The organism is Streptomyces sp. NPDC048277 (assembly GCF_040652235.1).
In the GTDB taxonomy this organism is placed as follows: Bacteria; Actinomycetota; Actinomycetes; order Streptomycetales; family Streptomycetaceae; genus Streptomyces.
In genome coordinates this window covers 41,194-67,891 of record NZ_JBEZLQ010000040.1, presented here as the reverse complement: position 1 = coordinate 67,891, position 26,698 = coordinate 41,194, and the positions used below count along the sequence as shown (strand labels likewise).

Below are 26,698 nucleotides of genomic sequence, written 5' to 3'. Positions count from 1 at the left end.
TGCCTCGTCATGCTCACCGACTCCGTCAACGGCAAGAAGGCTGCAGCCGAAAGCGGCTCCGCCGCGGGCGGCAAGGCCAAGGAGTCCATCCAGGTGGTCGACGTGGCCCAGCTGCTCCTCGACTCCGTCAGGACCCCGGTCGACCCGGCGGGCGAGGCCGAGCAGGAGAGCGCACCGGAACCCGAGCCGGTGAAGTAACCCGTTCACACGCGGAACGCCCCCCGGCCCTCAGCGGGCCGGGGGGCGTTCCGCTGTCCACGGCCGGCCGGTCCGTTCAGGGCTGGCGGTTCCGGGCGCGGAGCCGCAGCCCGGAGACGATCCGGTAGCCGCCGTAGAGCACCGACCCCCAGGACGCCAGGTACGCGGCCGTGCCCTGGACCTGCTCATGGGTGGTGACCCCGAAGAGCAGGCCTCCGATGATCCAGGCCGCGCCGAACTCGATGGAACGCCTGCCCTTCGCCGCCCGGCCGGCCCGCTGCTCCGGGGAGGTCGCGTCGTACGGCACGGGCGGACCGCCGTACGGCCGGATGCGGTTGTCGGTCAACTGTGTTCCCGGGTCGGTGAGAACGGCCCTGCCGTTCGCGCTGCGGCGCCCGGTCGGTCGGACGGTCCCCCGTGCCGTCCGGCCGGCCGTCGGTCGTACGAGACGACGCTAGTGACCCGCGGCGGAGACGGTCTTGGAAGAATTTGCACTGGCCGCGACGGCCAGCGCCCCCTCCACCTGCCGGGAGGCCATCATCTGCCGGGGTGTGGTGCCGGCGATGGCCCGGAAGTCACGGTTGAGGTGTGCCTGGTCGTAGAAGCCGCAGGCCGCCGAGATCTCGGTCAGGCTCGCCGCCCCGCGGCCGAGCATCGTCACGGCACGGCGGAAGCGCAGCACCCGTGCGGACGCCTTCGGGGTCAGCCCGACCTGCTGTGTGAACCGCCGGATCAGATACCCCTGGCTCCAGCCCACTTCGGCGGCGATCCGGGCGATCGGGACCGCCCCCGCGCTGCCGTACAGCAGCCGCCAGGCGTGGCCGACCTCGGGCGCGGGCTCCGGGCCGCGCCCGAGCCGGGTGAGCAGGGCCGCGTCCAGCAGGTCGAACCTGGCCGCCCAGTCCCCGGTGGCCGCCAGCCGCTCCACCAGCGTCCCCGCCTCGGGCCCCAGCACGTCCTCCATCGCGACGGCCAGGTTCGTCAGCTCGCTCATCGGCAGGCCGAACAGGCGGTAGGCGCCGAGCGGTGTGAACTCGACCCGGATCGCCTCCTGGCCGCCGGGATGCACACAGAGCGCGGGCCGGTCCTCCACGCCCACCACCACCGAGCCGATCCGCCCGCTGTCCCCGCCCGGCACACCCAGCCGCCGGACCCGGGAGAACGGCTCCGCGAGGTTGATCAGCAGGGTCGCCCGCCCGGTCGGCACCACCAGCGCCTCGTACGGCGAGGTCACCGCCTCCCAGTAGCCGACGCAACTGCGCAGGTACGGCCGTAACCCCGGATGCCAGGGCCGGGTGACCCGCCAGAGCCCGCCGATCCGCGACACCTCGACCGCACCGACTCTGCCGACCCCGTCGACCCTGTCGACCCCGCCGAGACGTGCACCGTGAACCACCGGGATGCTCCCCTCGCCGGACTCCACAGTATCCGTGGTGCCGTGACCGACTCACGGGCCACGCGGTGAAGTTGCGGTGCGGATGGGGGGAGTACGGGAGGGGCCCGGCGGTTACTTGAGGCCGATGGCCGCGCAGGCCGCCTTGTACTTCGCGGTGCAGATGTCGTCGACGGTGTAGACGCCGTCCGCGATCACCGTTTCCTTGATGTTGTCCTTCGTCAGGGAGACCACCGGCACGAGCGTCGCGGGGATGTCCTTCTCGGTCGGGCTGTCGACCTTGTCCTGGGTCAGCGCGTCGTACTGGATGTCACGGCCCTGCACCTTGTACACCGCCATCTTCGCGGCGTCGGTGGCCTCGTCCAGGAACGACTTGTACACGGTCATGTACTGCTCGCCCGAGACGACCCGCTGCACCGCGTCCAGGTTCGCGTCCTGCCCGGTGACCGGCGGGATCGTGGTGGCGCCCGCCTGCTTCAGGGCGTCGATGACGGCGCCGGCCATGCCGTCGTTGGCCGAGTAGACCGCGGCGATGTTGTCGAGTCCGACGGCCTGGATCGCCTTCTTCATATGGGCCTCGGCGACCGCCGGCGACCACTTGTCGGTGTCGTACTCCTCGGCGATCCGCACCTTGTCCTTCAGTTCGGAGAGGGCGCCCTCCTTGAACCTCGCCGTGTTCGGGTCCGCGGGGTCGCCGTTCATCATGACGATCCTGCTGGTGGCGGCCTTGCTGCCGAGCGCCTCCAGGATGGCGCGGCCCTGGACCTCGCCGACGAGTTCGTTGTCGTGCGAGACGTACGCGTCGATCGGGCCCTGTGCGAGCCGGTCGTAGGCGATGACGGGGATGCCGGCGTCCTTCGCCTTCCGCACGTCCGGCGCGATGGCCTTGGCGTCCAGCGCGTCCACCAGGATGATGTCGACCTTCTTGGACACCATCTCCTGGAACTGCCGGCTCTGCTTGTCCTGGCTCGCCTCGGCGTTGGCGTAGTCGACCTTGCCCTTGCCGTGCGTGAGGGAGGCGACCTCCTTCTTGATGATGGGGTAGTCGAACGCCTCGAACCGCGCGGTGTCCTTGTCGGGCAGGAGCAGCCCCACCGTGATGTCGTCGCCCTTGGCCGGGGCCGCGGAGCCCCCGCTGCCGCCGATGCCGTCGACGACACCGCACGCGGTGAGCGAGAGGGCCGAGGCGGAGGCGGCCAGGACCATCGCGAAACGAGGCAAGGGGGTGCCACAGAAAGCAGGAGCGCTCACATCAGCGCCTTCCGGGTGGGGCGAGCATCATGCGCCGGCGGATGATGTGAAGGAAGCAAACGCGTAACCGCCGAGTACGTCAAGACGTAAGGACATTAAGGGTGTTGGGGAATTCTGTGCGCATCCATGGGGGATGATGTGACTGGATGAGAGTTCCGCAGGTCAGGGCGGTGCGTCGGCAAGTCGCCGCGGATTCGGCCGCGTTCGGGATGTCGGACGGCCGCGCCGAGCCGTCCGGTCAACGGTTCTGCGAAGTCTTCGCTGCTGCAAGATCCGAACTGCCTTGCGGCTCCGTTCAGATGAGGCCGGCGGTCAGAGCGTCGGCGGGGAGTGCGGGGGCCGGCCGCCCCGCGTCGGGACGCCAGTCGCGCAGGCCCGCGCCGGCGGCGAACGGCCCCGCTCCCTCCTCGATCAACGCGACGGCCTGCCCGCGGGCCAGCTCCACCGCCCGGTGCTCGGCCTCGCCCACCACGCCCAGGCGGCGGCCGTGCGCGTACTCGTCCTCGTCCTTCCACTCCCAGCGCGACAGGTCGGGGGCGACCACCAGGTCCAGGAGCAGGTCGAAGGTGTCGAAGCCGATGTCCGTGCGCCGCATGGGCCGCTGGAAGTTGACGTACCAGTGGGCCAGGCGATGGCCGTCGGAGACGTCGTAGAAGGCGTTGACGCTGAACCAGGTGTCCGGCGGGACCCACTGCAGATGGGCCGTGCTCCGCCACGACCAGCGGCCCAGCCGCCAGCGCCCCTGGGCGAGGTCCGGCAGGGCCCGCGCCCGCACCGCCCCGTCACCGGTCAGCAGCCACTCGATCCAGGTCGTCGGAGCCAGCACTTCCGCGCCGGGCGGGCACCCGAGGACAAGCGCCGCGGCGGAGTCCTCGACGACCCCGAGCGCATGCGCGCTCCACACCTTGCGCCGGAACACATCACGCCGTACGGCGGTCTCGCCGGGCCGGAACGTCCGCATGGAACACCCCCTGGACACCAGGACGCGTCCCGCCGCCGACGCGGTTGCCCGGCCGGACCGGACGGCTTCATCGGGGTGGGCCGAGCACCTCGTCGACGCTGCGGGGCTCCGTGCGCGTGGCAACTGTCGGTTCGGTTGTTGGCCGTGGTTGGCCGGGGTGTCGCTCGTTGGGGTGAACAGGGCTGCTTCTCGGGGTGTTGTGCGGATGCGGAACGCATGATCGGTGGTGGCGGGTTCATCCGATGCGACTGAGGGGGGTGGGTGGTGGCGCGCGGGCGGGGGAGGAAGCGTGAGCTGCGCGTGCTGGCTGCCCCGTTCACGGTGGCCGCTCCGTCGGGGGCGAGGATCCGGGACCGGCTGAAGGACCTCACGGCGGCGGATGTGAAGGTCCTGACGCTGGTCGGCGAGCATTTGGGCCGTCATCAGCGGGCGGATCTGGCCGCACGTGTCCGGACAGGGACCGTTCCGGCGAAGCAGACCGGGCGTGCCGGGCGGAAGAAGCAACTGACGGCCGTGTCCTCGTCGCGGTGGGCGGGGGCGATGACCCGGGCGTCGGAGGACCAGTACCAGCTGTCGATGCGCTGCCTGAGGGATGAGCGGGCCGGGCTGCAGCGCCGGATCCGCACGATCGAGCAGCGTCTGGCGGTGGCGTCCGGCCAGAAGCACGGCCGGGTGCGCGGGTATGTCGACCAGGACGAGCGCTGGCGGAAACAGCGGCACCTGAGCAAGCTCCAAGGTCGCCTGACGGTGGTGGAGCAGCAGATCGAGCAGGGGCGCCCCTCGATCACGGTGGGCGGGCGCAAGCTGGCCGGGACCCGTCACCGCCTTGCCGAGGCGGGCATGACCGCGGCCGACTGGCGAAAGCAGTGGAGGGCCGCCCGGCTGTTTCTGACCGCCGACGGGGAGTCCGGTGCCCCGCACGGCAACTACACCATCACCGTCGACCCCACGGACGGCTCGGTCACGCTGGTTCTGCCGGAGCCCTTGCGTCATTTGGCCAATGCCCCGCGCGGTCGCTACCGGCTCGCCTGCACGGTCACCTTCCACCACCACCGTCCGGAGTGGCTGGACCGGGTCGGCGCCAACCGGGCCGTGCGCTACGACATCGTTTATGCCCCCGCCCGCGACCGCTGGTACCTGGACGCCTCCTGGTCCACCAGCACCACTGCGGCCCCGACCCCAGAAGAGATCCGGGCCTCGGGCGGGAGGCTGCTTGCCGTCGACCTCAACGCCGACCACGTCGCCGCCATCGTCCTGGAACCACACGGCAACCCGGTCGGCGAACCGCACACCATTCCCCTGAAGCTGACCGGCCCCACCACCACCCGGGACGGGCGCCTGAGAGCCGCGATCACCCGCCTCATCACCCTCGCCCATGAGCACGGCTGTACGGCGATCGTGGTGGAGAACCTGGGCTTCGCCGACGCCCGTGCCACCGGCCGGGAGACCATGGGCCGCGGCCGACGGGGCAAGGCCTTCCGCCGCACCGTGGCCGGAATCCCCACCGCACGCTTCAGGGAACGACTTCGCTCCATGGCCCACCACCAGGGCCTGGCCGTCATCGCCGTCGACCCCGCCTACACAAGCATCTGGGGCGAGAGGTACTGGAAGCGCCCGCTCCAGCAGCAGACCAAGACCACCGTCACCCGGCACCACGGTGCCGCGGTGGCGATCGGACGGCGCGGCCTGGGACACAGGATCCGGCGTCGGCCAGGTGTGACCGCACCCGACCAGAGGATCGGGCGACGGAGAGCTACCGGCCAGGCCGTATCCCAGCCCAGACCGCGCGGGACCACGAGTCCACCCAGGACAGCGGGCACGCCCCCACCGGGGCGACAAGACCCGACCGCGCCGAGGTGACCAACTCGTGCTGTTCCCCGACCTCGAAGACCGTTCGCGAAGTCAGCGGGCTCCAACCAGCCCGGTTTATGGCGAGTTGGCCAACACTGGCCAACCCCCATAGGAACGGTGCGGAACCCGGGCCGTCCGTGTGCTGTCAGCGGGCGTCAGTTGTTACGGGCGCTCCTTGGCGAGGGCCTGGACGAAGGGCTTGGCGTCCACGGTGCCCACGCCGGTGGCGAGGTCGTAGCCCTTGACGGCCTTGTAGCCGGTCACGCCCTGGTAGCTGTTGTCGGTGCCGTCCTTGACGTCGACGACGCCGGTGCCGGTGGCGTGGTGGGAGTAGAGGGCGTACAGCCTCTTCTGGATGTTGCCCAGCCGGTGGCCGGCGGCCTGGTCGGCGAGGGCGACGATGCCCGAGAAGAGCGGGGTGGCCTCGCTGGTGCCGCCGCTGACGTCCCAGCCGGTGGCGGTCGGGTCGAAGCTGGAGTAGACCCAGGCGCCGCCGTTGACCGCGGCGGACATCGAGATGTCCGGGGTGCCGCGCCGGGTGCCGACCACGCTCTTCACGCCGTTCTGGTACGACGGCCGGGTGAACACGTGGGACTGGCCGCCGCCGCCGGAGCCGTAGTCGTTGTAGACGCTGTCCGGCTTGACGCGCTTGCCCTTGTCGTCCAGGTGGAGCTGGGTGCCGCCGATCGAGGTGACCAGCGGGTCCGAGGACGGCCAGGAGTTGACGCGCTTGCTGTAGTACGTCTTGCCGTCCGCCTGGAGGTCGGTGGCGCCGCCGTCACCGGAGGCGGCGAGCACGGTGACGTGCTTGCGGTCGGCGTCCTGGAAGGCGTACCGCAGCTTCTTGATGCTGGAGAAGTCGCCCTTGGCGAAGCCGGGGAAGGTGTTCTCCGTGGCGCCGAAGCTCTGGCTGATGACGTCGCCGACGTTGTGGTCGACCATGTACTTCTCGGCGTCCATCATCTCCGGCAGACCGGTGGTGCCCTCGGTCTCGGAGACCGCCGTCTCCACCACGACGATCTTGGCGGCGGGCGCCACCGCGTGCGCCATCTCGACGTCCAGGGTGGTCTCGCCGGCCCAGCCCGTCATGTCGGAGTTCTTGGGGTCGAAGGCGGGCACATGGCCCCACTTGACGACCTTCACCTTGGTGCTGGGCAGCCCGAACTGCTTGCTGTAGACGTCGAGATCGTGCTGGACGGTCGGGGAACCGTACGAGTCGACGATGACGATCGTTCGGCCCTTGCCCGTGATGCCCGTCTTGTACAGGGCGTTCAGGTCGTACGCGGTGCGGTACTGGAGCGGGGTGTAGCAGTTGATGTGCCACTTGGTCTGGCACTGCTCGCTGGTCAGCGGGCTGCTCACACCGTGGACCAGGGTGTGCCCGACGGCGGCCGGTACCGCCAGGGTGTGCGGTACGGCGGTGGGCGCGGCGGCCGTCAGCGCGGTGGCCGCGAGGGCGGCGACGGACGTGGCGGCCGCGAGGCCCAGCCCGGTACGGGCTATGTGCATGGATCCCCCTGTGGTTCGGAGTCTCGCGAAGTGGTCTTCGCGCATCTCATCGAACAGGTCATGGACAGTTCAAGACCGTTGAACCGACGATGCCGAACCCTTTACTCCGCGATGGACACCGGTACCGCTTTCTGAACTTCAGGAGAACGGGGGCGCAACCTCACCTCCTTCTCATCCGTCTCTTACCTTCGGACAGGCTTTTCTCAGCAAGGAAATAACCAACACATCGGCCGAAACTTGACTAAAACACCCCTGAGACTCTGGGCCGTGGCAGCCGCCACGGCCCTCGCGTTCCTCGTCGCGCTGGAGGTCGTCGCCCGCCATTACGACATACCGGGACCGATCACCGCCCAGGCGCGAGAAGTGATATGCGCGCCCAAGTCGGGCTTTCTGCTCTACGCGGGTATGGCGTTGACGATGGTGGTGCTCACCTGGCGGCAGCGGTTCGTCGCCCTCGGCGCCGCGATCGGGGTCGACCTCGCCTTCTGGGCCGTCCGGTGGGCGACCGGCACCGAGGTGACCCACGGCCAGCCCTTCGGCAACGGCGCGCTGTGGGTGATCATCGGCTGCGCGGTCGTCGCCGTCACCCGCCGCACCGGCCGGGAACGGGTCCTGCTGCTGAAGGGCGTGGGCCTCGGCCTGCTGCTGGTGACCGGCCGCAAGACGGGCGACACCTGGCTGTTCATCACCTCGAAGACCCGCCCCACCGTGCTCGACCAGTACGTGGCCACCGCCGACCACGCGCTGGGCAACCCGTCCTGGGTGGTGGGCCGGATCGTCACCGCCACCGGCCCGGTCGGCTTCAATCTCCTCGACGTCGTCTACGGCCAGCTCGCCGTGGCCGCGGTCGCCGTCGCGCTGTACCAACTGCGCGGCGTGGCGGCCGAACGCCGTTTCCCGCGCCATCATCTGGTGCGCACGTTCCTGGTGATCGGCCTCGTCGGACCGGCCGTCTACATGGTCTTCCCGGTGGTCGGACCGGTCTTCGCCTACGGCACCGGCGCCGAGCACTGGGCGTCGGTCAGCCTCTGGCCGGAACACCCGCCGCAGCCCGGCGGCCACTGGCAGGTGGCCGACCTCTGGCCGCGGACCCCGGCGCCGCTCAGCCCCCCGCACCCCATGCGGTTCGACGGGTTCACCCCGCGCAACTGCATGCCCAGCCTGCACACGGCATGGGCCACCGCGATCTTCATCCACTCCCGGAAGGGCCCGCGGGCGCTGCGGTACGCGGGCACGTTCTGGCTGGTCGCCACGCTCACCGCGACACTGGGGTTCGGCTACCACTACGGCGCGGACCTCATCGCCGGCGTGGTGTTCACGCTCACGATCGAGGCGGCCCTGCGCACCCTCGACCGCGGCTGGGACCCGTCGGGGCTCCGGCTGGTCGCCTACGGCGCCACGGTCTTCACCGCGCTCCTGCTGTCCTACCGCTGGCTGCCGTCGCGGCTGGCCGCCCACCCGTCCCTGGCCGGACCGCTGCTCGTGCTGGCGATGGCCTCGGTGATCTACGGCTACGTACGGACCGTCGCCCGGTGGGAACCGGCGCCCGCGCCGGTGCTACGACCGCAGCCGCAGCCCGAACTGATCTGAACCGGATGCGGGCCGGACAGTTGATTGCCCCTGGTGGACGGGTGTCCGATCAACTCCCGCGGCGGCGAGTCTCGGTGTCAGACGCCGGGCGAACGCGGCCGGCGCACGACCAGGAGAACGTCCATGAAGATGAAGCGTCCCCTGCGCAACAGGTGGATCGGACTGCTGACGATGGCGCTGGCCCCGATGGTGGTGATCGCCGCCCCCGGCACCGCGTCGGCGGCGAGCACGGTGTGCCTGCAGAACTCGGACGGTTCGCAGGATGACATCGCCGGCAACTGGTCGACTCCCGACAAGACGCGGTCGGTGGGCGTGCAGCAGGCGTCCAACACCTGGCAGGACTGGGTGTGGCGGGGCCCCACGTTCCAGTGCCCGTGGAACGTGCCCAGCTGCTCCTACGCCTGGCAGCAGTCGAAGACCACGGGCTGGAAGTGGTCGGTCGGCCTCAAGCTCAAGCTCCCCGGCGCCCTCAACAAGGCGCTGAGCGAACTCGCCGAGCTCACCCCCTCGTACGAGCGCAACGGCTCCACCACCACGTCGTACACCTTCACGACCAACCTGAAGCCGGGGCAGTTCGCCCAGCCGATCCAGGTCGTGCAGCGGCGCTGGACGCAGGGCGTGTACCAGGGCATCTACCACTCGACCGGCCGGTCCTGCCTGCCGAGCCCGAGCAACCCGAACCACAGCGCCTGGCAGTACACCTGGTCCCCCAACGAGCGCTGGGGCAACTGGACGACCAACCTGAAGGTCAGCGACTACGGGACGTACAACGTCTGGTCGTGACCCGGGCGCCGGGGCGCCCCGCCGGCCGGCGGGGCGCCTCACGGCCCGCACGCTCCCCGCACCCACCACAGCGACAGGACCCGATCCCATGACGGCGCGTCGTCCCTCCCGTGTCGCCGCCGGTTCGACCGCGGCGCTCCTCTGCGCTCTGCTGACCGCCTGCGCGGCCCCGGCCCCCGCCGCGTCCTCGGCCGCCGGCGGCACCACCTCTCCCGCCACCGGTGCGGTGAAGACGCTGCCGCCGTCCCGGCTGTGCACCGTCCTGACCGCGGACGTCGCCGGACGGCTCGTCACCGACGCCCGGCGCACCACCCAGGTCAGCCCGAACAAGGGGGACGCCCCGGACGTCTGCGGTTACGTCGCCGCCGACGGCACGTCCACGCTCTCCCTCACCCCGGCCTCCCGCGCCTACCCCGCCGAACTCTCCGCGGCCCACGACCTGAGCGCGCACCCGGCCCCGGCCGGGATGCGCGACGTACGCGTCACCGCGGCGGGCGACCTGGGCGCACAGGCCTTCCGGGAGACCGCCTACCAGGTCCAGACGCGGCAGCACCTCACGTTCGTCGTGTGGAACCCGGGACCGCGCACCTGGGTGCTGACGTTCGCGACCGCGGCGGCCACAGCGGCGGACGACGAGGTGGTCCGGGTGGCCCGCTCCATCACCGCGAAACTGCCTGCCGGTTGATCGCTCAGGCGCCCACGGTCCCGTCGACTCCCTCCCGCAGGAAGTCGGCGTGTCCGTTGTGGCGGCCGTACTCCAGGAGGACGTGCATCATCACCATCCGCAGCGACACCTCCTCCTCCCATCTCGGCTGGTACCCGGCCTGGTCCAGGGAGCCGGCCGCGCGCTCGATCCGGCGCGAGGCCGCCACCTCGGCCTCCCACGCCGTGAACGCCTCGTCCCGGGTCGACCCGCTCGCGTCGTACGCCGCCTGGAAGTCGATCTCGTCGGACCAGACCATCGGTGCCTCGTGGTCCTCGAACACCCGGCGGAACCAGGCGCGTTCCACCTCCGCCATGTGCCGCACCAGACCGAGCAGCGAGAGGGCGGACGGCGGCATCGACCGCTCCCGCAGCTCCTCGTCGGTGAGCCCCGCGCACTTCATGGCGAGGGTGGCGCGGTGGTAGTCGAGGAACGCGCGCAGCATGTCGCGTTCGCTCCCGAAGGTGGGCGGACCTGTCCGGTCGTCGCTGGTCACTGACCGTGCTCCTCATCCGGTTGCGGCATCAGGGTGGCAACGGCAGTATCCCGGCTCCGGCCGGTGTCACCTCGTCGGGGTGATCTCCTGCAGATACCCGCCCGGGACGGCCAGTTCGGAGACCCGCTGCGCCGTCACGAACTGCTCACCGAGCCCTTCCTGGCCGAACCAGGGCCTGATGGGCCCGGCCTGGACCTTGAGCGGCTTGACGACGCGGTACAGGTGGTAGTTGAAGGGAGGGTCCGCCGGGTTGTACTCGTCGAGGTTGGTCGGCGGCAGCGCGCGCTTCACGTACGGCGTGCCCTCCGGCGCGAGGAAGAAGCCCCGGCCGCTGCCGAACAGGTCGACACGGGCTCCCACCTGAAGGGTCTTCGGCTGCTCGACCGGACGGCCGTTGCGGAGCACGAAGCCGTTGTTGTCCGGGAACCACCAGCCGGACTTGTTCTGCTGGTCGGTCTGCCAGTAGCAGCCGAGGAACCAGAACTGCGAGGTGTCGTCCTGCGGGTGGTAGCCCCGGAGCATCCGTCCGATGGCACCGGACGTCGTGAGGTAGCTGGGGCCGAGCCGCCAGTCGCCGCGGTAGTAGTCCTGCAGCCCCGTCGGCGGTGCCGTGGTCGTGCTGGCCGCCCGATGGGTGATCGGGCAGTCGTAGATACCGCTCCGGGGGTGGGCCGCGGCGGCCTGGACGGGGGCCGGTGATGCTCCGATCAGCAGGAGCGCAGACGCGAGTGCGCTCCAGAGCAGGCGTCGCAGTGCGCGCATCCGATTCCCTTCTCCTCCGGTGCCGGCCGGCACCGGATACGCGGGCGTGTGGGGGCGCCGCGAAGGGGGCTGCATCGCGTGGATCCCCGTAGTGCGGCACGGGGAAGTCAATGCGCGTGGTACGAACGAAGGAGCGAGGTGGCACGGGCGGGTCGCCCGGGCGGCGCAACGGAACACCTCGGACAGCCGAGCGGGGCCGCGCAGCCGTGCTGACCGATCGGGCTACAAGAAGACCGCGGGCGCCGGGGACCTCACCGGCGCCGGCAGGACGGACACCCCCTAGTCCGTCTGGTCCGTCTCCCCCTCCAGGACACGGCGGGCCGCCTCCTCCTCGGCTGCCGGCGGCGACAGTTCGTCGAGGGTGTCGAGTTCGTCGTCCGTCTCCAGTTCCCGTTCCCAGGCCGCCGCGAGGCGCTCCTGCTCCTGCCGGGGCCTGGCACCGACGGCCTCCCGGTGCTCCGGGTCCAGGGCTGCCAGGAATCGTCCGACCGGGTCCGTCGGCATACGGTGCTCCTCGTCGCGTGAAGGGGCTGCTTCTCGGCTGTCTCTCTGCCCAGCCTGACCGAATTCCCCCGGGGCCGGCGGGTCGGGCCACCCGTTCGCCAGCGGCCGGTGGCCGACGGACGAGGAGACCCCCACGATGGCGGAGAGGGGTGCGCCCGTACCGACAGGATCATCCGACTCTCTCCCCCGGAGGCCGCAGTGGGACACGCTGTCGGTGATGTGCTGGGGCTGGCCGCGGGCGTCGCGGTCAGCCCCCTCCCGATCGTGGCGATCATCCTGATCCTGGCCACCCCGCGAGGGCGCCTCAACGGACCGCTGTTCGCGCTCGGCTGGGTGCTGGGGCTCGCGGCGCTCGGCGCGATCATGCTGGCCGTGGGCGGTTCGGGCGGCGCCTCCGAGCACAAGCATCCGGCGACCTGGGTCGGGGCCCTGAAACTAGCCCTGGGCGCGCTCCTCGCCCTCTTCGGCGCCGTTCAGTGGCGGCGCCGCCCCAAGGACCCCGCCCAGGCACAGCTTCCGAAGTGGATGGCGGCGATCGACCGCTTCACCCCCGTCAAGATCCTCGGCCTGGGGCTGCTGCTCTCGGCGGGCAATCTCAAGAACGCGCCCCTGACCATCGCGGCGGCCGCCTCGATCAGCTCCGCCGGGATCTCCGTGCCCCGGCAGATCGGCACACTCGCGATCTTCGTGGTGATCGCGTCCCTCGGAGTGCTCGCGCCCCTCGCCGTCTACCTGCTCATGGGCGACCGCGCCAAGACCATCCTCGGCAGCTGGCGGGACTGGGCCGCGCAGCACAACGCCGCCGTCATGGCCGTCCTGTTCTTCGTGCTCGGCCTCAAACTCCTCGGCGACGGCATCAGCGTCCTCGCCGGCTGAGCGGCCCCGCTAACCGCCGTTCTGCTCGACCTGCAGATGGATCGGCCCGCGCAGCACGGGGCTGCGCCGGTACGGCGGCGGGTCGGCGACCAGGCTGGGGTGGTCGAGCCGACGGGCCAGCTCGGTCAGCGCGATCTGGGCCTCCCGCCGTGCCAGCGGGCCGCCGAAGCACAGGTGGATGCCGCTGCCGAAGCCGAGGTGCTGGTTGTCGGTCCGGTCGGGGTCGAAGCGGTCGGGGTCGTGGAAGCGGTCCGGATCGCGGCTGCCCGAGGCCAGCATCAGCATGATCTGCGAGCCCTGGGGGATGACCGTGTCGCCGACGGTGATCTCGCTGTACGCCGCCCGCCAGGGAATGATGTGCACGGGTGGCTCGTAGCGCAGCAGTTCCTCGACCAGCGGCACCGCCAGATCCGCGTCGTCGCGCAGCCGTTGCAGCACCTGCGGATAACGCAGCATCGTCAGCATGCCGTTGGTGATGAGGTTGACGGTGGTCTCATGACCGGCGATCAACAGCAGGTTGGCGGTGCTGATGATCTCCTCGTCGGTCATCCGCCCGTCCGGCCCGTCGTCGTTGGCCAGCCGTGACAACAGGTCGTCGCCCGGCCGGCCGTGCCGCTCGGCCACCAGCCCGCCGAGGTACTCGCGCAGGTCGGCGCGGGCCTGCACCCCCTTGTCGAGTTTCTCCTTCGGGTCGGTCCTGGCGTCGTAGTCGATCGAGTCGATGATGTCGTTCACCCACAGGCTGAACCTCGGCTCGTCCTCGCGCGGCACGCCGAGCAGCCGGCAGATCACCGTGACGGGGAACGGGTAGGCGAGGTCGTCGACGATGTCGATCCGCTCCTTGCCCGCGAAGTCGTCGATCAGACCGCCGACGGTGGCGGACAGGGCGGGTTCCATACCGGTCACCAGCCCCGGGGTGTGCGGGGGGCCGAAGTGGCGCATCGCCATGCGCCGCAGGCGGTCGTGTTCGGGCGGGTCGATGTTGATGAACGACGGGGTGGCCTCGCCCTCGTGCGAGGGCATCGGATGCGACAGATTGCGGACGTCGGAACTCAGGTGCGGGTTGTGCAGGATGTCCGCCAGCTCGCGATACGTGCTGATGACATAACTGCCGTCCTCCTGCCGGGCCACCGGTGTCCTGCGCAGCTCCGCGTAGAGGGGGTACGGGTCGGCCCGGGAGGAGTAGTCGAGGATCCGGTGCAGGGTGTCGGGCATCTCGGTCGTGGTCATCTGACGCTCCCTCCTACCGGTGGTGCTGGTACGCGGCCGTGACGCGTCGCTCGCTCGGGTTGTGTCCGGTGACGACCACGGTGGCGCCCTGCGCGAGCAGCACCGGGCCGGGGAAGTCGACGGGCACCGGTTTCGAGTCGACGGGCTGGTCGGGCGTGGGGCAGGACGGCGGGAAGTGCGCGGCCGTCTCGATGAGCCGCCGGTAGTGGTCCAGCCACTTGGCGTTGTTGAAGCTCACCGCGGCGGTGACCCGGCCCTGGTAGCCGTAGGCGGCGACGAAGCGGTGCTCGGACACCGACCCCTGGGTGACGACCACCTCGTCGGCGAAGGTCGGCACGCCGACGGACTTGATGTTGACGCCGAACTGGATCGACCAGAACGTCGGGACGGTCAGATGGGGCCAGCGGTCCGCCTGGCCGTGGAGCATGTTGTGGGCCGCGACCTCGGCCTGTTCCACGGCGTTGGCCCAGTGCTCCAGCGAGATGAGCCGGTACTCGTAGACCGGGTTCGGGCAGCGTGCCACGTCCCCGGCGACGAAGATGTCGTCGGTGATCGTGCCGTTGAGGTCCATGGCACGGCAGCCCGTGTCGCAGGCGATGCCCCAGACACCCGCCGCCAGTCCGGAGCCCTGCAGCCACTCGGTGTTGCGGATGCCGCCGAGCGCGACCACCGCCACGTCGACGTCGAGCGTGCTGCCGTCGTCGAAGTGGGCCCTGCGGAGCTTCCCCTGCCCGTCGCCCTCCAGCCGGGTGACCTTGACACCGCACCGCAGGTCGACGCCGTGCGCGCGCTGCAGGTCCGACGCCACCTCGCCGATCATGGCGCCGAGCGCCCCGACCAGCGGGGCCGGCGCGAGTTCGGCGACGGTCACCGGGATGTCCCGCTCACGGCAGATGGAGGCGATCTCGGAGCCGGTGAACCCCGCTCCGATGACCAGGACGCGGGAGGGTCCCGCGGTGAGGGCCCGCTGCAGGCCTTCGGCGTGCTCGCGGGTGCGGACGACGAACACGCCGTCCAGCGCCGCCTCGCTCTCCACGAACCAGGGCCGGGCCCGTACCCCGGTGGCGATCAGCAGCCGGTCGAAGGGGACCTCGCGTCCGTCGGCGAGCCGCACCTGGTTGGCGGCCAGGTCCAGCCCGCTCGCGGGCACGCCCAGCAGCCACTCCGCGTCGATCTCACGCCGTCGCGGCAGCGTGGTGCCGTCGGCGGGCACCCATCCGGTCAGGACCTGCTTGGACAAGGGGGGACGGTCGTAGGGCTCGCCCAGCTCGTCGCCGATCATCGTCAGCGAGCCGGTGAACCCCTCGTCGCGCAGGGACTCCGCGGCGCGCAGCCCCGCCAGTGACGCGCCGACGATCACGATTCGGCCGTCGCGCCGGAACGCCCGCAGGCTGTCGGCGCTGGTCATGACCCCGCCGCCGCCACCGGTACGTCCCGGCCCGCCGGCCGCTCCTCCAGCCGGTCGACGAGAATCGCCTGGACCGGGCAGGCCGCCGCCGCGCGCAGCACCCGGTCACGCTGGGCGTCGTCGGGCGTCGGGTCGTACATCAGCGCTTCCTCGCCGTGCATCCGGAACGCGTCCGGAGCCAGGAACGCGCACTGCGCGTACCCCTCGCATCGGGAAAGATCCACGACAACTCGCATCCCGGCCTCCACAGTGACTGGGGGACGGACTGCAGACCGCGAACCGCGAGGCGTCGCACCGCGCTTGGCTGGTGTCCGCGGCGGGAACCGGTCGTCGCCGGCGAGGCGACCGGGGTCCGTGAGACCGCCCGGGGAACCTGACATTCCTCCCGGTCAGCCTATGCCGCGCACCCATCGGCCGCACGCCGGGCGACCGCACGCTCCGACCACGCGGTCACTTCCGGTGGTCACTTCCAGGTGGCCAGGTACGCGTCGATCTTCTCCCGCATGAACACGGAGGACTCCTTCGCCTTCTCCTCCCAGGCGAACACGCAGGCGGTGAGGGTGCCGTCGAAGCCGCTCTCCCCCAGCTCGCGGAAGAGCTCGTCGAAGTCGACCTCGCCCTCCCCCATGTTCAGGTGCTGGTGGATACGGGCCTGGGTGCCGGGCGGGTTGAGGATGTAGCGGTTGCCGGAGGACGCGGTGTGGTCGAAGGCGTCGGCCAGGTGGACGTGGGTGAGGAGGTCGCCCGCGTACGTGATGATGCCGGGGGCGTCGTTGCCGATGTGGAAGGTGTGCGGGGCGCAGTAGAGGAAGGTGACGTTGGGGTGGTTGATGCCCCGGATGAGGTTGACCGCGTCGTAGCCGTTCTCGATGAAGTCGTCGGGGTGCGGCTCCAGGGTGAGCTTGATGCCCTCGCGTTCGAAGAGCGGCAGCAGTTCGTCCATCGACTTCCAGAACTGGGCCTCGCTGCGGTCGGATTCCTCCGGGCGCCCGTTGAACTCGGAGATCATGCTGGTGACTCCGAGGTCCGCGGCGATCTGGATGGCGCGCTTCCAGTACCGTACGGCGGCCTGCCGGGCGTCCTCGTCCGGGCCGGACCAGCGGAACAGGGGAAGCAGCGAGGAGATGCCCACACCCGCGCCGTCCAGCGCCTTGCGGAACCTGCGGACCGTCGCGTCGTCCACGCGCGGGTGGCGGAAGAACGGGATGAAGTCCTCGCGCGGCGACAGCTCGATCCACTCGTAGCCCAACTCGGCGACCACCGAGGGGAGTTCGAGGAGGGGGACATGGCGGATCATGTACGGGTCGAGGGCGATCCTCATGGTGGGGTTCCTTGCTGTTGTGGAGGACGAGGTGAGGCGGTCACGGCCGCAGGGAGTCCTGGAGTGCCGCGTCGGCGGCCTTGAGCACCCCGGCGGCGACGGCGACGCCCTCGACGCGGCCGAGTTCGGTGTCCTCGTGCTCGATGTTGACGAGCATGTCCGGGTCGACCTCGTGCAGGGCGCGCAGGAACTCGGTCCAGTAGGCGACGTCGTGGCCCTTGCCGAGGGCGACGAAGTCCCAGGCCGAGTTCCTGGGCCACTCGTTGGCCCACTCGTCGCCGCCGAGGTTGGTGCGCGGCTCGTCGGGAGAGAGGCGGCGGAAGCTGTTGTCGAGGACGCCGTTGAGGGCCGCGTGCTCGGGGTTGATGCGGACGTCCTTGGCGGCGGCGTGGAAGACGAGCTCACCGAGGTGGCGGACGACCGCGACCGGGTCCATCTGCTGCCAGAACAGGTGTGAGGCGTCCAGCTCGACGCCCACGTGGGTGGCGCCGGTGAGCTCGATGAGCCTGTGCACGTCGGCGGAGTTGAAGATCAGGTTCTGCGGGTGCAGTTCGAGTGCGACCTTGACGTCGTGGTCACGGGCGAGCCGGTCGGTCTCGCGCCAGAAGTCCGCGGCGATCTTCCACTGGTGGTCCAGGACGTCCAGGGCGGCGGAGTTCCAGGCGTTGACGATCCAGTTGGGGCGGGTGGCGCCGGGCTCGCCGCCGGGCAGGCCGGACATGGTCACCAGGCGGTACTGGCCGAGGCGTTCGGCGAGGCGGATGGAGCGGCGGACGTCCTCGGCGTGCTTCTCGCCGATGACCGGGTTGGGGTGCAGCGGGTTGCCGTTGGCGTTGAGGCCGGCGATGGACACGCCGGTGCCCTCGAAGAGACCGAGGAAGTCGTCCCGGGCGGTGTCGCTGACGAGGATGTCGTCGAAGGCCGGCACGTGCACCGGCGGCAGGAAGCCACCGGTGTTGATCTCGATGCCGGTCAGGCCGAGATCGGCGATCACCTTGATCGCCTCGGGCAGCGGCCGGTCGTGCAGGATCGCGTTGTAGAGGCCCAGCTTCATCGTGTTGTTCCTCGGTCCTTCTCAGGGGGTGGCGGTGGGGCGAGGGGCGCGGTTCACCGGACGCCGACCGCCGTGCCGCCGGCCTCGGCGGAGGCGACGACGGCGTCGATGACGCGCAGGTTGTGCAGTCCGTCGGCGAGCGTGGGGCAGGCAGGCAGCCGGTCGAGGCCCGCGATCTGCTCCAGGAAGGCCCGGGCCTGCCAGACGAAGAACTCGTGCTGGCCGTGGCCGACGCTGGGGAAGTCCATCGGCAGGCCGCCCGCGATGTAGGGGTGGCCGGGGCCGACCACCACCCGCCGGTAGCCGTCCACCGGGTCGGCGGCCGCCGAGTCGGCGATGGTGAACTCGGCGGCACGCGACAGCTCGAAGGTCGCCGCGCCGCCCTTCGTGAACACCTCGAAGCCCAGCGAGTTGGCGAGGCCCCGGGCGATGCGCGAGACGGAGAAGGTGCCGACGGCGCCGGAGGCGAAGGTCGCGGTGAACGTGGCGATGTCGTCGTTCTCGACCCGCTCGCGCTCCTGGCCCACCGCCACGTCGGCCGAGTGCCCGACCGCGGTGCCGAGCGGTACCGGGCGTTCGGGCACCTGGGTGGAGAGCACGGCGCCCTGCACGCTCCGCACCGGGCCGCAGAAGTACTCGCCGAGGTCGATGAGGTGGCTGCCGATGTCGGACAGCGCACCGGAGCCGAGCGGTCCGCGGTAGCGCCAGCTGATGGGGGCGTCCGGGTTGTGCCCGTAGTCGCACCAGTAGTGCCCGTTGAAGTGCTGGACCGGCCCGAGCGAGCCCTCCAGCACCTGCTGCCGTACGGCGTTGATCGCGGGCGAGCGGCGGAAGGTGAAGCCGGTCGCGGCCACCAGGCCGGTGCCCTCGGCGGCCTTCACCATGGCCTCGGCGTCGGCGACGGTCGGCGCCAGCGGCTTCTCGCACAGCACGTGCTTGCCGGCCGCCAGCAGGGCCTCGACGATCTCGCGGTGCAGATGGTTGGCGACCACCACGCTGACCGCGTCGATGTCGTCGGCCTCGACGACCGCCCGCCAGTCGGTCTCGGCCCGCTCGAAGCCGTAGCGGCGGGCGGCGTCCAGCGCGAAGGGCTCGTGGGCGTCGGCGACGGCGACCAGCCGCACCTCGGGCAGCCCGGCGCCGTACAGCGTCGCGGCCTGCCGGTAGCCGTTGAGGTGGGCCCGGCCCGCCATGCCGGCGCCGATGACGGCGACCCCGATCGGCCGTGTGCTCATCGTGATTCCTCTCGGGCGCGACGGTGCGCCATGACGGGGACGTGGGGATGTGGAAGCCGGGCGTCGTGGGGACCGGGCACCGTGGGATTCCGATTCCGTTCCGGGCCGGGCCGTCCAGGAGCTTGAGCTCATTTAAAGCGTTTTAAGTCCTGGTACTATCAGCGGCGTCACAGGCAGATGTCAAGGGTGTCGCCGGAAAACCGCGGGAGATCGCGTGGACGAGCTCGGCTCCGCAGCCCCCGAGGGCGGCAACGGCGCGGTCCAGCGCCCCCGGCTGGAGGACGTCGCCGCGCGTGTCGGCCTGTCCACGGCGTCGGTGTCCCTGGTGCTCCGCGGCGTGCCGGGGCCCAGCCGGAACACCCGGCAGCGGGTCCTGAAGGCGGCCGCCGAACTCGGCTACCGCCCGGACCGCACCGCCAGCGCCCTGGCCAGCAAGCGCAGCAGGCTGCTCGGGGTCATGATCGACATCCACAACGCCTTCCAGGGCGAGCTGGTCGAACACCTGCACACGGCGGCCGAGCAGGTCGGCTACGACCTCGTCCTGAGCACCCAGACCCGGACCCGCGACGAGAACACGGCGATCGACACGCTCCTGGCCTACCGCTGCGAGGCCCTGATCCTCATCGGCCCGGTGGCCCCCGTCCCGTTCCTGGCCGACCTCGACCGCAAGGCCCCCGTGATCTCGGTGGGCCGCCGTGTCGTCGGAGCCGGTCTCGACGTCGTACGCAGCGCCGACGACGACGGCGTCGGCCAGATCGTCGACCACCTGGCGGGCCTCGGCCACCGCGCGATCGTCTACGTCGACGGCGGCAAGGGCGCCATCGCCACGGACCGCCGCCGCGGGTACCGGAGCGCCATGCGCCAGCACGGTCTCGACGAGCGGATCAGGATCCTCCACGGGGACCTCACCGAGGAGGCGGGCGACAAGGCCGGCCGGCAGCTGCTCGACGGCGGCGAGCTGCCGACCGCCGTGGTGACGTTCAACGACCGCAGCGCCATCGGCATGCTCACCGCCCTCTGGCGGGCGGGGGTCGATGTCCCCGGCGAGGTCTCCGTCGTGGGCTACGACGACAGCCCGCTGTCCCGGCTGACCTGCTTCGATCTGACCACGGTCAGCCAGAACGCCGAGGAGCAGGCACGTCAGGCCGTCCTGGCCGCCGTCGAACGCCTCGACCACGGCCGCACCGAGCCCCGCGAGATCGTCCTCGCCCCCTCCCTGGTCGTCCGCGGGACCACGGCACAGCCGCGCTGACCCCGCCGAACCCCCCGCCGTCCCGCCCGGAAAACACGTGGCAAATACAGCCTTTCCCGGGCGGATAACGGGACGGTGTGCATTCCCGGGCAGAGCCTTGACACGTATCCGAAACACAAGCATGCTCTGGCCACCGCTTAAAGCGATTTAAAACATCGCGGATCCGTCACCCACCACCCCGTCCGGCGCTGCCGTGACCGGTGCCGGGACACCCCGCGACGAGCCGTTCCACTCATCGCCGACCTCCCTGTGCCCGACCAGGCGAAACCCCCGGTACCGCGAACGTGCCGGCCTCCCCCGGGCCTGCGTGCGACCCGTTTCGCACCCCCGCACATCCCGAGCCATGCCCGGCCCCGCTCACGCACCGCCCGGCATCACACGAAGGAGCACCCCAGCACATGGAACGCACGCAGACCCGGCGGCCCCTGGGCCGCCGTCTCTCCAGAAGTGGCCTGACCACGGTGAGCCTGCTCGCCCTGGCGACCACCGCGCTGACCGGGTGCGCCAGCGGCAAGGCCACCGGCGGCGACACGGGCACGGCGACGGCCTCGGCCGGCGGCGGCACGACCTCCACCGCGAAGACCGGCAAGGTGTCCCTCGTCGTCATCGGCGGCAAGTCCGACGACCCGTTCTGGTCCACGGTCAAGCGCGGTGTCGACGACGCGGCGAAGCTGGTCAAGGCCGGTGGCGGCACGGTCACCTACCTCGGCCCGGCCAACTACGACAACCTCGGCCCGGACGTCGCCAAGCTGACGCAGACCGCCATCTCGCAGAACCCGTCGGCGATCCTGGTGCCGGACTGGGTGCCCGAGAACCAGGACTCCGCCATCAAGGAGGCCATCGCCAAGGGCATCACGGTCTTCACCTACAACTCCGGCGGCATCACCGCGGCCGACAAGGTCGGCGCCCTCAAGTACATCGGCTCGGACGACTACCAGGCCGGCAAGGCGGGCGGTGTCGCGTTCGCCGAGGCGGGCGCCAAGAACGTGCTCTGCGTCAACACCGTTCCGGGCGCGGCCAATTCGGAGGCCCGCTGCAAGGGCATCAAGGACGGCGCCACCAGCAAGGGTTCCTCCTCCAAGCAACTCCCGCTTCCCTCCAGCAACTTCGGCAACCCCTCCGCGGTCAGCCAGGCGATCAAGGCCGCGCTGCTGAAGGACAGCAGCATCGACGCCGTCGTGACCATCGGCGTCGGTGACGCGGACAGCGCGGCCGCGGCCATCAAGCAGGCGGGCGTCGACAGCAAGGTCAAGCTGGGCACCTTCGACCTCTCGCAGAGCCAGCTCGACCGCATCAAGGCCGGCAACGAACTCTTCGCGATCGACCAGCAGCCGTACCTCCAGGGCTTCTACGTCGTCTCGATGGCCAGCCAGTACCTGTCCTACGGCGTGCTCCCGCCGCAGAACCCGATCCTGACCGGCCCGCTGCTGGTCACCAAGGACAACGTCGACAAGGCCATCGCGGGCACCAAGGCCGGCGTGCGCTGACCCACCCACCGGCGCCGGGCCTCTCCCCGGGCCCGGCGCCCCTCCCCCGTACCCGCCTCGCGGCACAACCGGATTCCCGAAGGTGACTTCTTCCGATGACAACCTCAGTTCCTGACACCACGGCCGAGAAAGAGACCTCCGCCGCCCCGCCGCAGCAGCAGGCCGAGAGCCGGCTGAGTCAGCTCCGGCACCGTCCCGAGGCGGGCGCGCTCATCGGAACGCTCACCGTCTTCGTGTTCTTCGCGATCTTCGGCGGGACCAAGTTCCTGGCCCCCGCGGGCGCGGCGAGCTGGCTGAACATCGCCGCCGAACTCGGCATCATCGCCATCCCCGTCGGCCTGCTGATGATCGCCGGCGAGCTGGACGTGTCGGTGGGCTCCGTCCTGGCGGGCAGCTCGATGACCCTGGCCATCGTCTCCGGCCACTGGGGCGCCCCGATGATCGTCGGGATCCTGCTGGCCCTCGGGCTGGGCCTGCTGGTCGGGCTGCTCAACGGCGTCCTCGTCACCCGCACCAACGTCCCCTCCCTGGTCATCACCCTGGCCACCCTCTCCGGCATGGCCGGCCTCACCCTGGGCCTGTCCCGGATCGCCACCGGCACCACCAGCGTCCCGGTCAGCCCCGACCCGCTGTCCAAGGCATTGTTCGGCACCCTCGTCGCCGGCCAGTTCGAGGTCGCGATCTTCTGGTGGCTGGGCCTGGCCGCCGTGGTCACCGTCCTGCTGCAGCTCATGAAGTACGGCAACTGGATCTTCGCGATCGGCGGCGACAAGGAGAGCGCGCGGGCCACCGGCATCCCCGTCGACAAGGTCAAGATCGCCCTCTACATGGCGTCCGGCTTCGGCGCCGCCCTGGTCGGCGTGATCCAGACCATCCTCTACAACGGCGCCCAGGTCGCCAACGGCCAGTCCTTCGTCTTCAACTCCATCATCGCCGTCGTCGTCGGCGGCGTCCTGCTCACCGGCGGCTACGGCTCCGTCTTCGGCGTCGTCCTGGGCACCCTGACCTTCGCGATCGTCAACCAGGGCATCTACTACACCGGCTGGAACTCCGACTGGGCCAGCCTCATCCTCGGCATCCTCATCCTCGCCGCGGTCCTGATGAACAACACCTTCCGCCGCCTGGCCCTGTCCTACACGCCCCGCACCGCGAAGAAGGCCTGACCATGACCCCACCCCTGCTGCGCCTCGACGGCATCGGCAAATCCTTCCTCGGCACCCACGCGCTCACCGACATCTCCCTCGAAGTCGACGCGGGCAAGGTGCTGTGCCTGCTCGGCGACAACGGCGCCGGCAAGTCCACCCTGATCAAGATCCTCTCCGGGTTCCACAAGCCGACCTCCGGCACCATCGAGGTCAACGGCCGGCCCGTCGAGTTCGACAGCCCGCGCGACGCGAGCGCCCAGGGCATCGCCACCGTCCACCAGTTCGGCGGCACGTTTCCCCTGATGGGGGTCGGCCGCTGCTTCTTCGTCGGCGCCGAACCCACCAAGGGCTTGGGCCCGTTCAGGCTGTTCGACAAGAAACTCGCCGGTGAGATCGCGGTCCGCGAGATGCAGTCCCTGGGCATCACCCGCGTCACCGACGGCAACCGGCTGGTCGGCAGCCTCTCCGGCGGCGAACGCCAGGCCCTGGCCATCGCCCGGGCCGTCTACTTCGGCGCGAACGTCCTCATCCTGGACGAGCCCACCGCCGCGCTCGGCGTCAAGGAAGCCGCACACGTCCTGCGGATCGTCATGCAGGCCCGGGCCAAGGGCGTCGCGGTCATCCTCGTCACGCACAACGTCCGCCACGCGATGATGGTCGGCGACCACTTCGCCGTCCTGATCCGCGGCCAGAAGGCGGACGACTTCCACAAGGGCGAACGCACCCGCGAGGAGATCACCGACCTCATGGCCGGCGGCGAGGCCATGGCCCACCTCGAAGCGGAACTGGCACAACTCCAGGCCGACGCGGGCACCGACGCCTGAGCGACGAAGGGGGCGGGGACGGGGGGCGGGTCCGTCGCCGCGAGGTTTCCCGGGTCGCCCGGGGCCGGTTCAGGGACGCTCGGGCTTCGCCGGGGCGAAGAGCAGGGCCAGGCCCTGCCAGAGGGGCATGACGGTCGCGGCGGTGCTCGGGCGGGGCCATGTCGGGGTGCCGGCGCCGGGTGCCGAACGGCCGGTGCGGGGCTTGGCGGTTGCCGAGGCGGTGGTGTGCGGCATGGGAACAGCTCCTGTTCGTTGTCGTGGGGTGGGGGAGACCGGCTCAGGCCCGCTGCGCGTGGCCCCGGAGGAGGCTGACGCCCGCGCCGAGCGAGACGGCGCCCATGCCGACGCTGGTCAGCAGGCCCTGCGTGCCGTCGACGGCGAACGGCGCGAGCGCCGCGACGACGAGGTTGAACAGGAACAGGAACCACAGGACGGGACGGGAGGAGAGCAGCGCGTTCATGGGGGTCTTCCGTTCGGGGGGGGAGCCGGAAGTCTCGGGCCTTCCCGGGCGGGGTGCCGTTGACCTTGCGCTATCAACGATCCCGTCATCGGCCCGCCGCCACGAGGGATCCCACCCCCCGACCGGAGGTGTAGCCCGCTCCACCAGAGGCCACGGGTCCGAGGCCCGCGACCCGTCCAGGGACCGCGACCCGTCCGAGGACCGCGACCCGTCCGAGGACCACCACCCGTCCGAGGACCACCACCCGTCCGAGAGCCGCCACCGATCCGAAGTCCGCCACCACTCCGAGGCCCGCGACCAGTCCGACGACCGCCACCGATCCGAGGCCCGCTACCAGTCCGACGACCGCAACCAGTCCGAAGGCCGCCACCGATCCGAGGCCCGCCACCGCTCCGAAGTCCGCCACCGATCCGAGGCCCGCCACCACTCCGACGACCGCCACCGATCCGAGGCCCGCCACCACTCCGACGACCGCAACCACTCCGACGACCGCCACCGATCCGAGGCCCGCCACCACTCCGACGACCGCAACCGATCCGAGGCCCGCCACCGATCCGAGGCCCGCCACCACTCCAACGACCGCCACCGATCCGAGGCCCGCCACCGATCCGAGGCCCGCCACCACTCCAACGACCGCCACCGATCCGAGGCCCGCCACCACTCCGACGACCGCCACCGATCCGACGACCGCCCTCGGCCCCCGTGCGCGGTCCCCCTACTTCCGGTCGCCGGCCGTGCCCCGTTCCGGCAGGTCGAGGCTGCTGCGCAGTCGGACCGACGGCAGCAGGACCGCCGCGACGACGGCGAGGACGGCCGCGCCGGCCGAGAGCAGGAAGACCTGCGCCGTCGCGTCTCCGTAGGCGATCCGTACGACCGCCCGCATCGCCGGGGACTGTGCGATGCCGTCCGCGGTGCCGCCGGCGGCACCGTCCTTACCGGCGGCGGCGAGCCCCTTGCTCACCTCGCTGTGGACATGGCGGGCCAGTACCGCACCGAGGACCGAGACGCCGATCGTGCCGCCGAGCGAGCGGAAGAAGGACACCGTGGAGCTGGCCGCGCCGACGTCCTTCAACTGGACGGTGTTCTGCACGACGAGCACCAGGTTCTGCAGGGTCATGCCGACGCCCATCCCGACGCACAGCATCGACACGCTCAGGAAGAGGATGGGCGTCCGGTAGTCGATGGTGCCCAGGCCCGCACAGCCCGCCGTGAGGAGGACGGCGCCGGTGACGACGTACGGCTTGATCCGTCCGGTCCGGCTGATCAGCCGGCCGGCGACCGTGGAGGCGATCAGGATGCCGGCCATCATCGGGATCGTCAGCAGGCCGGCCTCGGTCGGGGTGTGGCCGCGGCTGATCTGGAAGTACTGGCTGAGGAACACCGACGCGCCGAACATGGCCGTGCCGACGGCGAGACTGCCGACGATCGCCAGCGCGGTGGTGCGCTGCCTGACGATGGCGAGCGGGACCACGGGCTCGGCGGCCCGCGTCTCCACCCACAGGGCCAGCAGGATCAGGGCCAGTCCGCCGCCCACCATCGCGGCGGTCTGCCAGGAGCCCCAGGCGAAGGAGTTGTCCACGAACGACACCCAGATCAGCAGCACGCTGACGCCCGCGGCGATCAGGGTGGCCCCGAGGTAGTCGATCCGTACGTTCTCCCGGCGGACGACGGCGAGCTTCAGCGTCCGCTGCAGCAGCAGGAGGGCGACGACGGCGACCGGTATGCCGATGAAGAAGCACCACCGCCAGCCCAGCCACGAGGTGTCGACGATGACACCGCCGAGCAGCGGTCCGCCGATGGTGGAGGTCGCCGTGACACTGCTGAGGTAGCCGCTGTAGCGCCCGCGCTCCCGGGGCGGGATCATCGCCGCGAGCGCGATCTGGACGAGGGCCTGCACCCCGCCCACGCCGATGCCCTGCACGGCGCGCGCGGCTATGAGCTGACCGGCCGTCTGGCTCACACCGGAAGCCAGGGCGCCCAGCATGAACACGGCTATCGCCGCTTGCACGAGGGCCTTCTTGCTGACGAGGTCGGCCAGTTTGCCCCAGATCGGAGTGGTCGCCGTCGTGGTCAGCAGGGTCGCGGTGACCACCCATGTGTACTGGGTCTGCGAGCCGTGCACGGCTCCGATGATCTTCGGGAGCGCGCTCGACACCACCGTGCTGCTGAGCGTCGAGACGAACAGTGCGAGCATCAGCCCGCTGATCGCCTTCAGCACCTGCCGCCGCGAGGTGGCCGAAGTGTCCGTGGGACCCGGCTTGTTCAGTGCGGTGCTCATCAGAGGGGCTCCCGGCTGAATCGAATCGGCAGTCACGCGATCACACGGTCACGTAGTCACTGGACGCCGTGTATAGCGAGATCAACTCACCATACACGGCGTAAAGTGAAGCCATGCATCGCTCAAC

Annotated in this window: 28 protein-coding genes; 10 read left to right on the top strand and 18 right to left on the bottom strand. The window is 70.7% G+C overall.

Going from position 1 to position 26,698, the window contains the following annotated elements; all coding sequences use genetic code 11:
- Nucleotides 1–198, top strand: a 198-nt coding sequence (locus AB0D85_RS48265) for a hypothetical protein (RefSeq protein ID WP_362336652.1), incomplete at its 5' end; no start/stop codon positions are given.
- 76 nt (nucleotides 199–274) lie between these two features.
- Here AB0D85_RS48265 and AB0D85_RS48260 read toward each other — a convergent pair.
- The 4 genes from AB0D85_RS48260 to AB0D85_RS48245 form a co-directional block, all read right to left on the bottom strand.
- Nucleotides 275–544 (bottom strand): hypothetical protein, encoded by a 270-nt coding sequence (locus tag AB0D85_RS48260; RefSeq protein WP_362336649.1) that lies wholly within the window; start codon nucleotides 542–544, stop codon nucleotides 275–277.
- A 108-nt stretch (nucleotides 545–652) separates the two neighbouring features.
- Nucleotides 653–1,594: an AraC family transcriptional regulator gene (locus AB0D85_RS48255; RefSeq protein ID WP_362336646.1), complete on the bottom strand. Its 942-nt coding sequence runs from the start codon at nucleotides 1,592–1,594 to the stop codon at nucleotides 653–655.
- Between the two features lie 111 nt (nucleotides 1,595–1,705).
- The gene (locus AB0D85_RS48250; protein ID WP_362336643.1) at nucleotides 1,706–2,797 is read right to left on the bottom strand and encodes a substrate-binding domain-containing protein; all 1,092 of its coding nucleotides are present in this window, start codon (nucleotides 2,795–2,797) and stop codon (nucleotides 1,706–1,708) included.
- 340 nt (nucleotides 2,798–3,137) lie between these two features.
- A complete protein-coding gene (locus tag AB0D85_RS48245; RefSeq protein WP_362336640.1) occupies nucleotides 3,138–3,803 on the bottom strand; it encodes a DUF402 domain-containing protein in 666 nt (221 codons plus the stop codon).
- A 300-nt stretch (nucleotides 3,804–4,103) separates the two neighbouring features.
- On the opposite strand from AB0D85_RS48245, the gene AB0D85_RS48240 reads away from it, so the two are divergent.
- Nucleotides 4,104–5,663 (top strand): hypothetical protein, encoded by a 1,560-nt coding sequence (locus AB0D85_RS48240; protein WP_362336637.1) that lies wholly within the window; start codon nucleotides 4,104–4,106, stop codon nucleotides 5,661–5,663.
- A gap of 153 nt (nucleotides 5,664–5,816) precedes the next feature.
- Here the strand turns inward: AB0D85_RS48240 and AB0D85_RS48235 are convergent, their stop codons facing one another.
- A complete protein-coding gene (locus AB0D85_RS48235; RefSeq protein WP_362336634.1) occupies nucleotides 5,817–7,163 on the bottom strand; it encodes a S53 family peptidase in 1,347 nt (448 codons plus the stop codon).
- Between the two features lie 267 nt (nucleotides 7,164–7,430).
- Here AB0D85_RS48235 and AB0D85_RS48230 point away from each other — a divergent pair, with 267 nt between their 5' ends.
- The 3 genes from AB0D85_RS48230 to AB0D85_RS48220 all read left to right on the top strand — a co-directional run bounded on the left by AB0D85_RS48230 (nucleotide 7,431) and on the right by AB0D85_RS48220 (nucleotide 10,221).
- Nucleotides 7,431–8,753, top strand: coding sequence for a phosphatase PAP2 family protein (locus AB0D85_RS48230; protein WP_362336632.1), 1,323 nt, complete (start codon nucleotides 7,431–7,433; stop codon nucleotides 8,751–8,753).
- A 123-nt stretch (nucleotides 8,754–8,876) separates the two neighbouring features.
- A complete protein-coding gene (locus AB0D85_RS48225) occupies nucleotides 8,877–9,536 on the top strand; it encodes a hypothetical protein (protein WP_362336629.1) in 660 nt (219 codons plus the stop codon).
- A gap of 88 nt (nucleotides 9,537–9,624) precedes the next feature.
- A complete protein-coding gene (locus AB0D85_RS48220; RefSeq protein ID WP_362336626.1) occupies nucleotides 9,625–10,221 on the top strand; it encodes a hypothetical protein in 597 nt (198 codons plus the stop codon).
- Nucleotides 10,222–10,225: 4 nt separating this feature from the next.
- Here AB0D85_RS48220 and AB0D85_RS48215 read toward each other — a convergent pair whose 3' ends face one another.
- The 3 genes from AB0D85_RS48215 to AB0D85_RS48205 form a co-directional block, all read right to left on the bottom strand.
- Nucleotides 10,226–10,735, bottom strand: coding sequence for a DinB family protein (locus AB0D85_RS48215; protein WP_362336623.1), 510 nt, complete (start codon nucleotides 10,733–10,735; stop codon nucleotides 10,226–10,228).
- A gap of 66 nt (nucleotides 10,736–10,801) precedes the next feature.
- The gene (locus AB0D85_RS48210) at nucleotides 10,802–11,497 is read right to left on the bottom strand and encodes a TNT domain-containing protein (protein ID WP_362336620.1); all 696 of its coding nucleotides are present in this window, start codon (nucleotides 11,495–11,497) and stop codon (nucleotides 10,802–10,804) included.
- Between the two features lie 279 nt (nucleotides 11,498–11,776).
- Entirely contained in the window at nucleotides 11,777–12,001 is a 225-nt protein-coding gene (locus tag AB0D85_RS48205) for a hypothetical protein (RefSeq protein ID WP_362336618.1), read from the bottom strand.
- A gap of 198 nt (nucleotides 12,002–12,199) precedes the next feature.
- On the opposite strand from AB0D85_RS48205, the gene AB0D85_RS48200 reads away from it, so the two are divergent.
- Nucleotides 12,200–12,877 carry a GAP family protein gene (locus AB0D85_RS48200; protein WP_362336615.1) on the top strand — a complete coding sequence of 226 codons (678 nt, stop codon included), beginning with the start codon at nucleotides 12,200–12,202 and terminating at the stop codon, nucleotides 12,875–12,877.
- Between the two features lie 9 nt (nucleotides 12,878–12,886).
- Here the strand turns inward: AB0D85_RS48200 and AB0D85_RS48195 are convergent, their stop codons facing one another.
- The 6 genes from AB0D85_RS48195 to AB0D85_RS48170 form a co-directional block, all read right to left on the bottom strand.
- Nucleotides 12,887–14,107 carry a cytochrome P450 gene (locus tag AB0D85_RS48195; RefSeq protein WP_362336612.1) on the bottom strand — a complete coding sequence of 407 codons (1,221 nt, stop codon included), beginning with the start codon at nucleotides 14,105–14,107 and terminating at the stop codon, nucleotides 12,887–12,889.
- A 13-nt stretch (nucleotides 14,108–14,120) separates the two neighbouring features.
- Nucleotides 14,121–15,515, bottom strand: coding sequence for an FAD/NAD(P)-binding oxidoreductase (locus tag AB0D85_RS48190; protein ID WP_362336609.1), 1,395 nt, complete (start codon nucleotides 15,513–15,515; stop codon nucleotides 14,121–14,123).
- Nucleotides 15,512–15,751, bottom strand: coding sequence for a ferredoxin (locus tag AB0D85_RS48185; RefSeq protein WP_362336606.1), 240 nt, complete (start codon nucleotides 15,749–15,751; stop codon nucleotides 15,512–15,514). Before AB0D85_RS48185 ends, AB0D85_RS48190 begins: the two co-directional genes overlap by 4 nt.
- A gap of 227 nt (nucleotides 15,752–15,978) precedes the next feature.
- A complete protein-coding gene (locus AB0D85_RS48180; RefSeq protein ID WP_362336603.1) occupies nucleotides 15,979–16,836 on the bottom strand; it encodes a sugar phosphate isomerase/epimerase in 858 nt (285 codons plus the stop codon).
- A 40-nt stretch (nucleotides 16,837–16,876) separates the two neighbouring features.
- Nucleotides 16,877–17,890, bottom strand: coding sequence for a sugar phosphate isomerase/epimerase (locus tag AB0D85_RS48175; protein WP_362336600.1), 1,014 nt, complete (start codon nucleotides 17,888–17,890; stop codon nucleotides 16,877–16,879).
- A gap of 53 nt (nucleotides 17,891–17,943) precedes the next feature.
- Complete coding sequence (locus tag AB0D85_RS48170; RefSeq protein WP_362336596.1) at nucleotides 17,944–19,125, bottom strand: Gfo/Idh/MocA family oxidoreductase; 1,182 nt, start codon at nucleotides 19,123–19,125, stop codon at nucleotides 17,944–17,946.
- 214 nt (nucleotides 19,126–19,339) lie between these two features.
- Here AB0D85_RS48170 and AB0D85_RS48165 point away from each other — a divergent pair, with 214 nt between their 5' ends.
- The 4 genes from AB0D85_RS48165 to AB0D85_RS48150 all read left to right on the top strand — a co-directional run bounded on the left by AB0D85_RS48165 (nucleotide 19,340) and on the right by AB0D85_RS48150 (nucleotide 23,833).
- A complete protein-coding gene (locus tag AB0D85_RS48165) occupies nucleotides 19,340–20,377 on the top strand; it encodes a LacI family DNA-binding transcriptional regulator (protein WP_362336593.1) in 1,038 nt (345 codons plus the stop codon).
- Nucleotides 20,378–20,775: 398 nt separating this feature from the next.
- Entirely contained in the window at nucleotides 20,776–21,864 is a 1,089-nt protein-coding gene (locus tag AB0D85_RS48160) for a sugar ABC transporter substrate-binding protein (RefSeq protein WP_362336590.1), read from the top strand.
- Nucleotides 21,865–21,959: 95 nt separating this feature from the next.
- Complete coding sequence (locus AB0D85_RS48155) at nucleotides 21,960–23,027, top strand: ABC transporter permease (protein ID WP_362336587.1); 1,068 nt, start codon at nucleotides 21,960–21,962, stop codon at nucleotides 23,025–23,027.
- A gap of 2 nt (nucleotides 23,028–23,029) precedes the next feature.
- Nucleotides 23,030–23,833, top strand: a complete 804-nt coding sequence (locus AB0D85_RS48150; RefSeq protein WP_362336585.1) for an ATP-binding cassette domain-containing protein — start codon at nucleotides 23,030–23,032, stop codon at nucleotides 23,831–23,833.
- A 69-nt stretch (nucleotides 23,834–23,902) separates the two neighbouring features.
- On the opposite strand, the gene AB0D85_RS48145 is transcribed toward AB0D85_RS48150, so the two are convergent.
- The 4 genes from AB0D85_RS48145 to AB0D85_RS48130 all read right to left on the bottom strand — a co-directional run bounded on the left by AB0D85_RS48145 (nucleotide 23,903) and on the right by AB0D85_RS48130 (nucleotide 26,571).
- The gene (locus AB0D85_RS48145; protein ID WP_362336582.1) at nucleotides 23,903–24,067 is read right to left on the bottom strand and encodes a hypothetical protein; all 165 of its coding nucleotides are present in this window, start codon (nucleotides 24,065–24,067) and stop codon (nucleotides 23,903–23,905) included.
- Between the two features lie 43 nt (nucleotides 24,068–24,110).
- Entirely contained in the window at nucleotides 24,111–24,293 is a 183-nt protein-coding gene (locus AB0D85_RS48140; RefSeq protein WP_362336579.1) for a hypothetical protein, read from the bottom strand.
- Between the two features lie 85 nt (nucleotides 24,294–24,378).
- Nucleotides 24,379–24,969, bottom strand: coding sequence for a hypothetical protein (locus AB0D85_RS48135; protein WP_362336576.1), 591 nt, complete (start codon nucleotides 24,967–24,969; stop codon nucleotides 24,379–24,381).
- A gap of 39 nt (nucleotides 24,970–25,008) precedes the next feature.
- Nucleotides 25,009–26,571 carry an MFS transporter gene (locus AB0D85_RS48130; protein ID WP_362336573.1) on the bottom strand — a complete coding sequence of 521 codons (1,563 nt, stop codon included), beginning with the start codon at nucleotides 26,569–26,571 and terminating at the stop codon, nucleotides 25,009–25,011.
- Nucleotides 26,572–26,698: the final 127 nt, after the last annotated feature.

What these genes read in the sequence shown, in the direction of transcription:
- AB0D85_RS48225 (WP_362336629.1), top strand. Translation starts at nt 8,877, where the DNA reads ATGAAGATGAAGCGTCCCCTGCGCAACAGGTGGATCGGACTGCTGACG.
- AB0D85_RS48185 (WP_362336606.1), bottom strand. Translation starts at nt 15,751, where the DNA reads ATGCGAGTTGTCGTGGATCTTTCCCGATGCGAGGGGTACGCGCAGTGC.
- AB0D85_RS48245 (WP_362336640.1), bottom strand. Translation starts at nt 3,803, where the DNA reads ATGCGGACGTTCCGGCCCGGCGAGACCGCCGTACGGCGTGATGTGTTC.
- AB0D85_RS48210 (WP_362336620.1), bottom strand. Translation starts at nt 11,497, where the DNA reads ATGCGCGCACTGCGACGCCTGCTCTGGAGCGCACTCGCGTCTGCGCTC.
- AB0D85_RS48150 (WP_362336585.1), top strand. Translation starts at nt 23,030, where the DNA reads ATGACCCCACCCCTGCTGCGCCTCGACGGCATCGGCAAATCCTTCCTC.
- AB0D85_RS48205 (WP_362336618.1), bottom strand. Translation starts at nt 12,001, where the DNA reads ATGCCGACGGACCCGGTCGGACGATTCCTGGCAGCCCTGGACCCGGAG.
- AB0D85_RS48170 (WP_362336596.1), bottom strand. Translation starts at nt 19,125, where the DNA reads ATGAGCACACGGCCGATCGGGGTCGCCGTCATCGGCGCCGGCATGGCG.
- AB0D85_RS48195 (WP_362336612.1), bottom strand. Translation starts at nt 14,107, where the DNA reads ATGACCACGACCGAGATGCCCGACACCCTGCACCGGATCCTCGACTAC.
- AB0D85_RS48175 (WP_362336600.1), bottom strand. Translation starts at nt 17,890, where the DNA reads ATGAAGCTGGGCCTCTACAACGCGATCCTGCACGACCGGCCGCTGCCC.
- AB0D85_RS48140 (WP_362336579.1), bottom strand. Translation starts at nt 24,293, where the DNA reads ATGAACGCGCTGCTCTCCTCCCGTCCCGTCCTGTGGTTCCTGTTCCTG.
- AB0D85_RS48180 (WP_362336603.1), bottom strand. Translation starts at nt 16,836, where the DNA reads ATGAGGATCGCCCTCGACCCGTACATGATCCGCCATGTCCCCCTCCTC.
- AB0D85_RS48190 (WP_362336609.1), bottom strand. Translation starts at nt 15,515, where the DNA reads ATGACCAGCGCCGACAGCCTGCGGGCGTTCCGGCGCGACGGCCGAATC.
- AB0D85_RS48160 (WP_362336590.1), top strand. Translation starts at nt 20,776, where the DNA reads ATGGAACGCACGCAGACCCGGCGGCCCCTGGGCCGCCGTCTCTCCAGA.
- AB0D85_RS48250 (WP_362336643.1), bottom strand. Translation starts at nt 2,797, where the DNA reads ATGGTCCTGGCCGCCTCCGCCTCGGCCCTCTCGCTCACCGCGTGCGGT.
- AB0D85_RS48235 (WP_362336634.1), bottom strand. Translation starts at nt 7,163, where the DNA reads ATGCACATAGCCCGTACCGGGCTGGGCCTCGCGGCCGCCACGTCCGTC.
- AB0D85_RS48145 (WP_362336582.1), bottom strand. Translation starts at nt 24,067, where the DNA reads ATGCCGCACACCACCGCCTCGGCAACCGCCAAGCCCCGCACCGGCCGT.
- AB0D85_RS48155 (WP_362336587.1), top strand. Translation starts at nt 21,960, where the DNA reads ATGACAACCTCAGTTCCTGACACCACGGCCGAGAAAGAGACCTCCGCC.
- AB0D85_RS48130 (WP_362336573.1), bottom strand. Translation starts at nt 26,571, where the DNA reads ATGAGCACCGCACTGAACAAGCCGGGTCCCACGGACACTTCGGCCACC.
- AB0D85_RS48220 (WP_362336626.1), top strand. Translation starts at nt 9,625, where the DNA reads ATGACGGCGCGTCGTCCCTCCCGTGTCGCCGCCGGTTCGACCGCGGCG.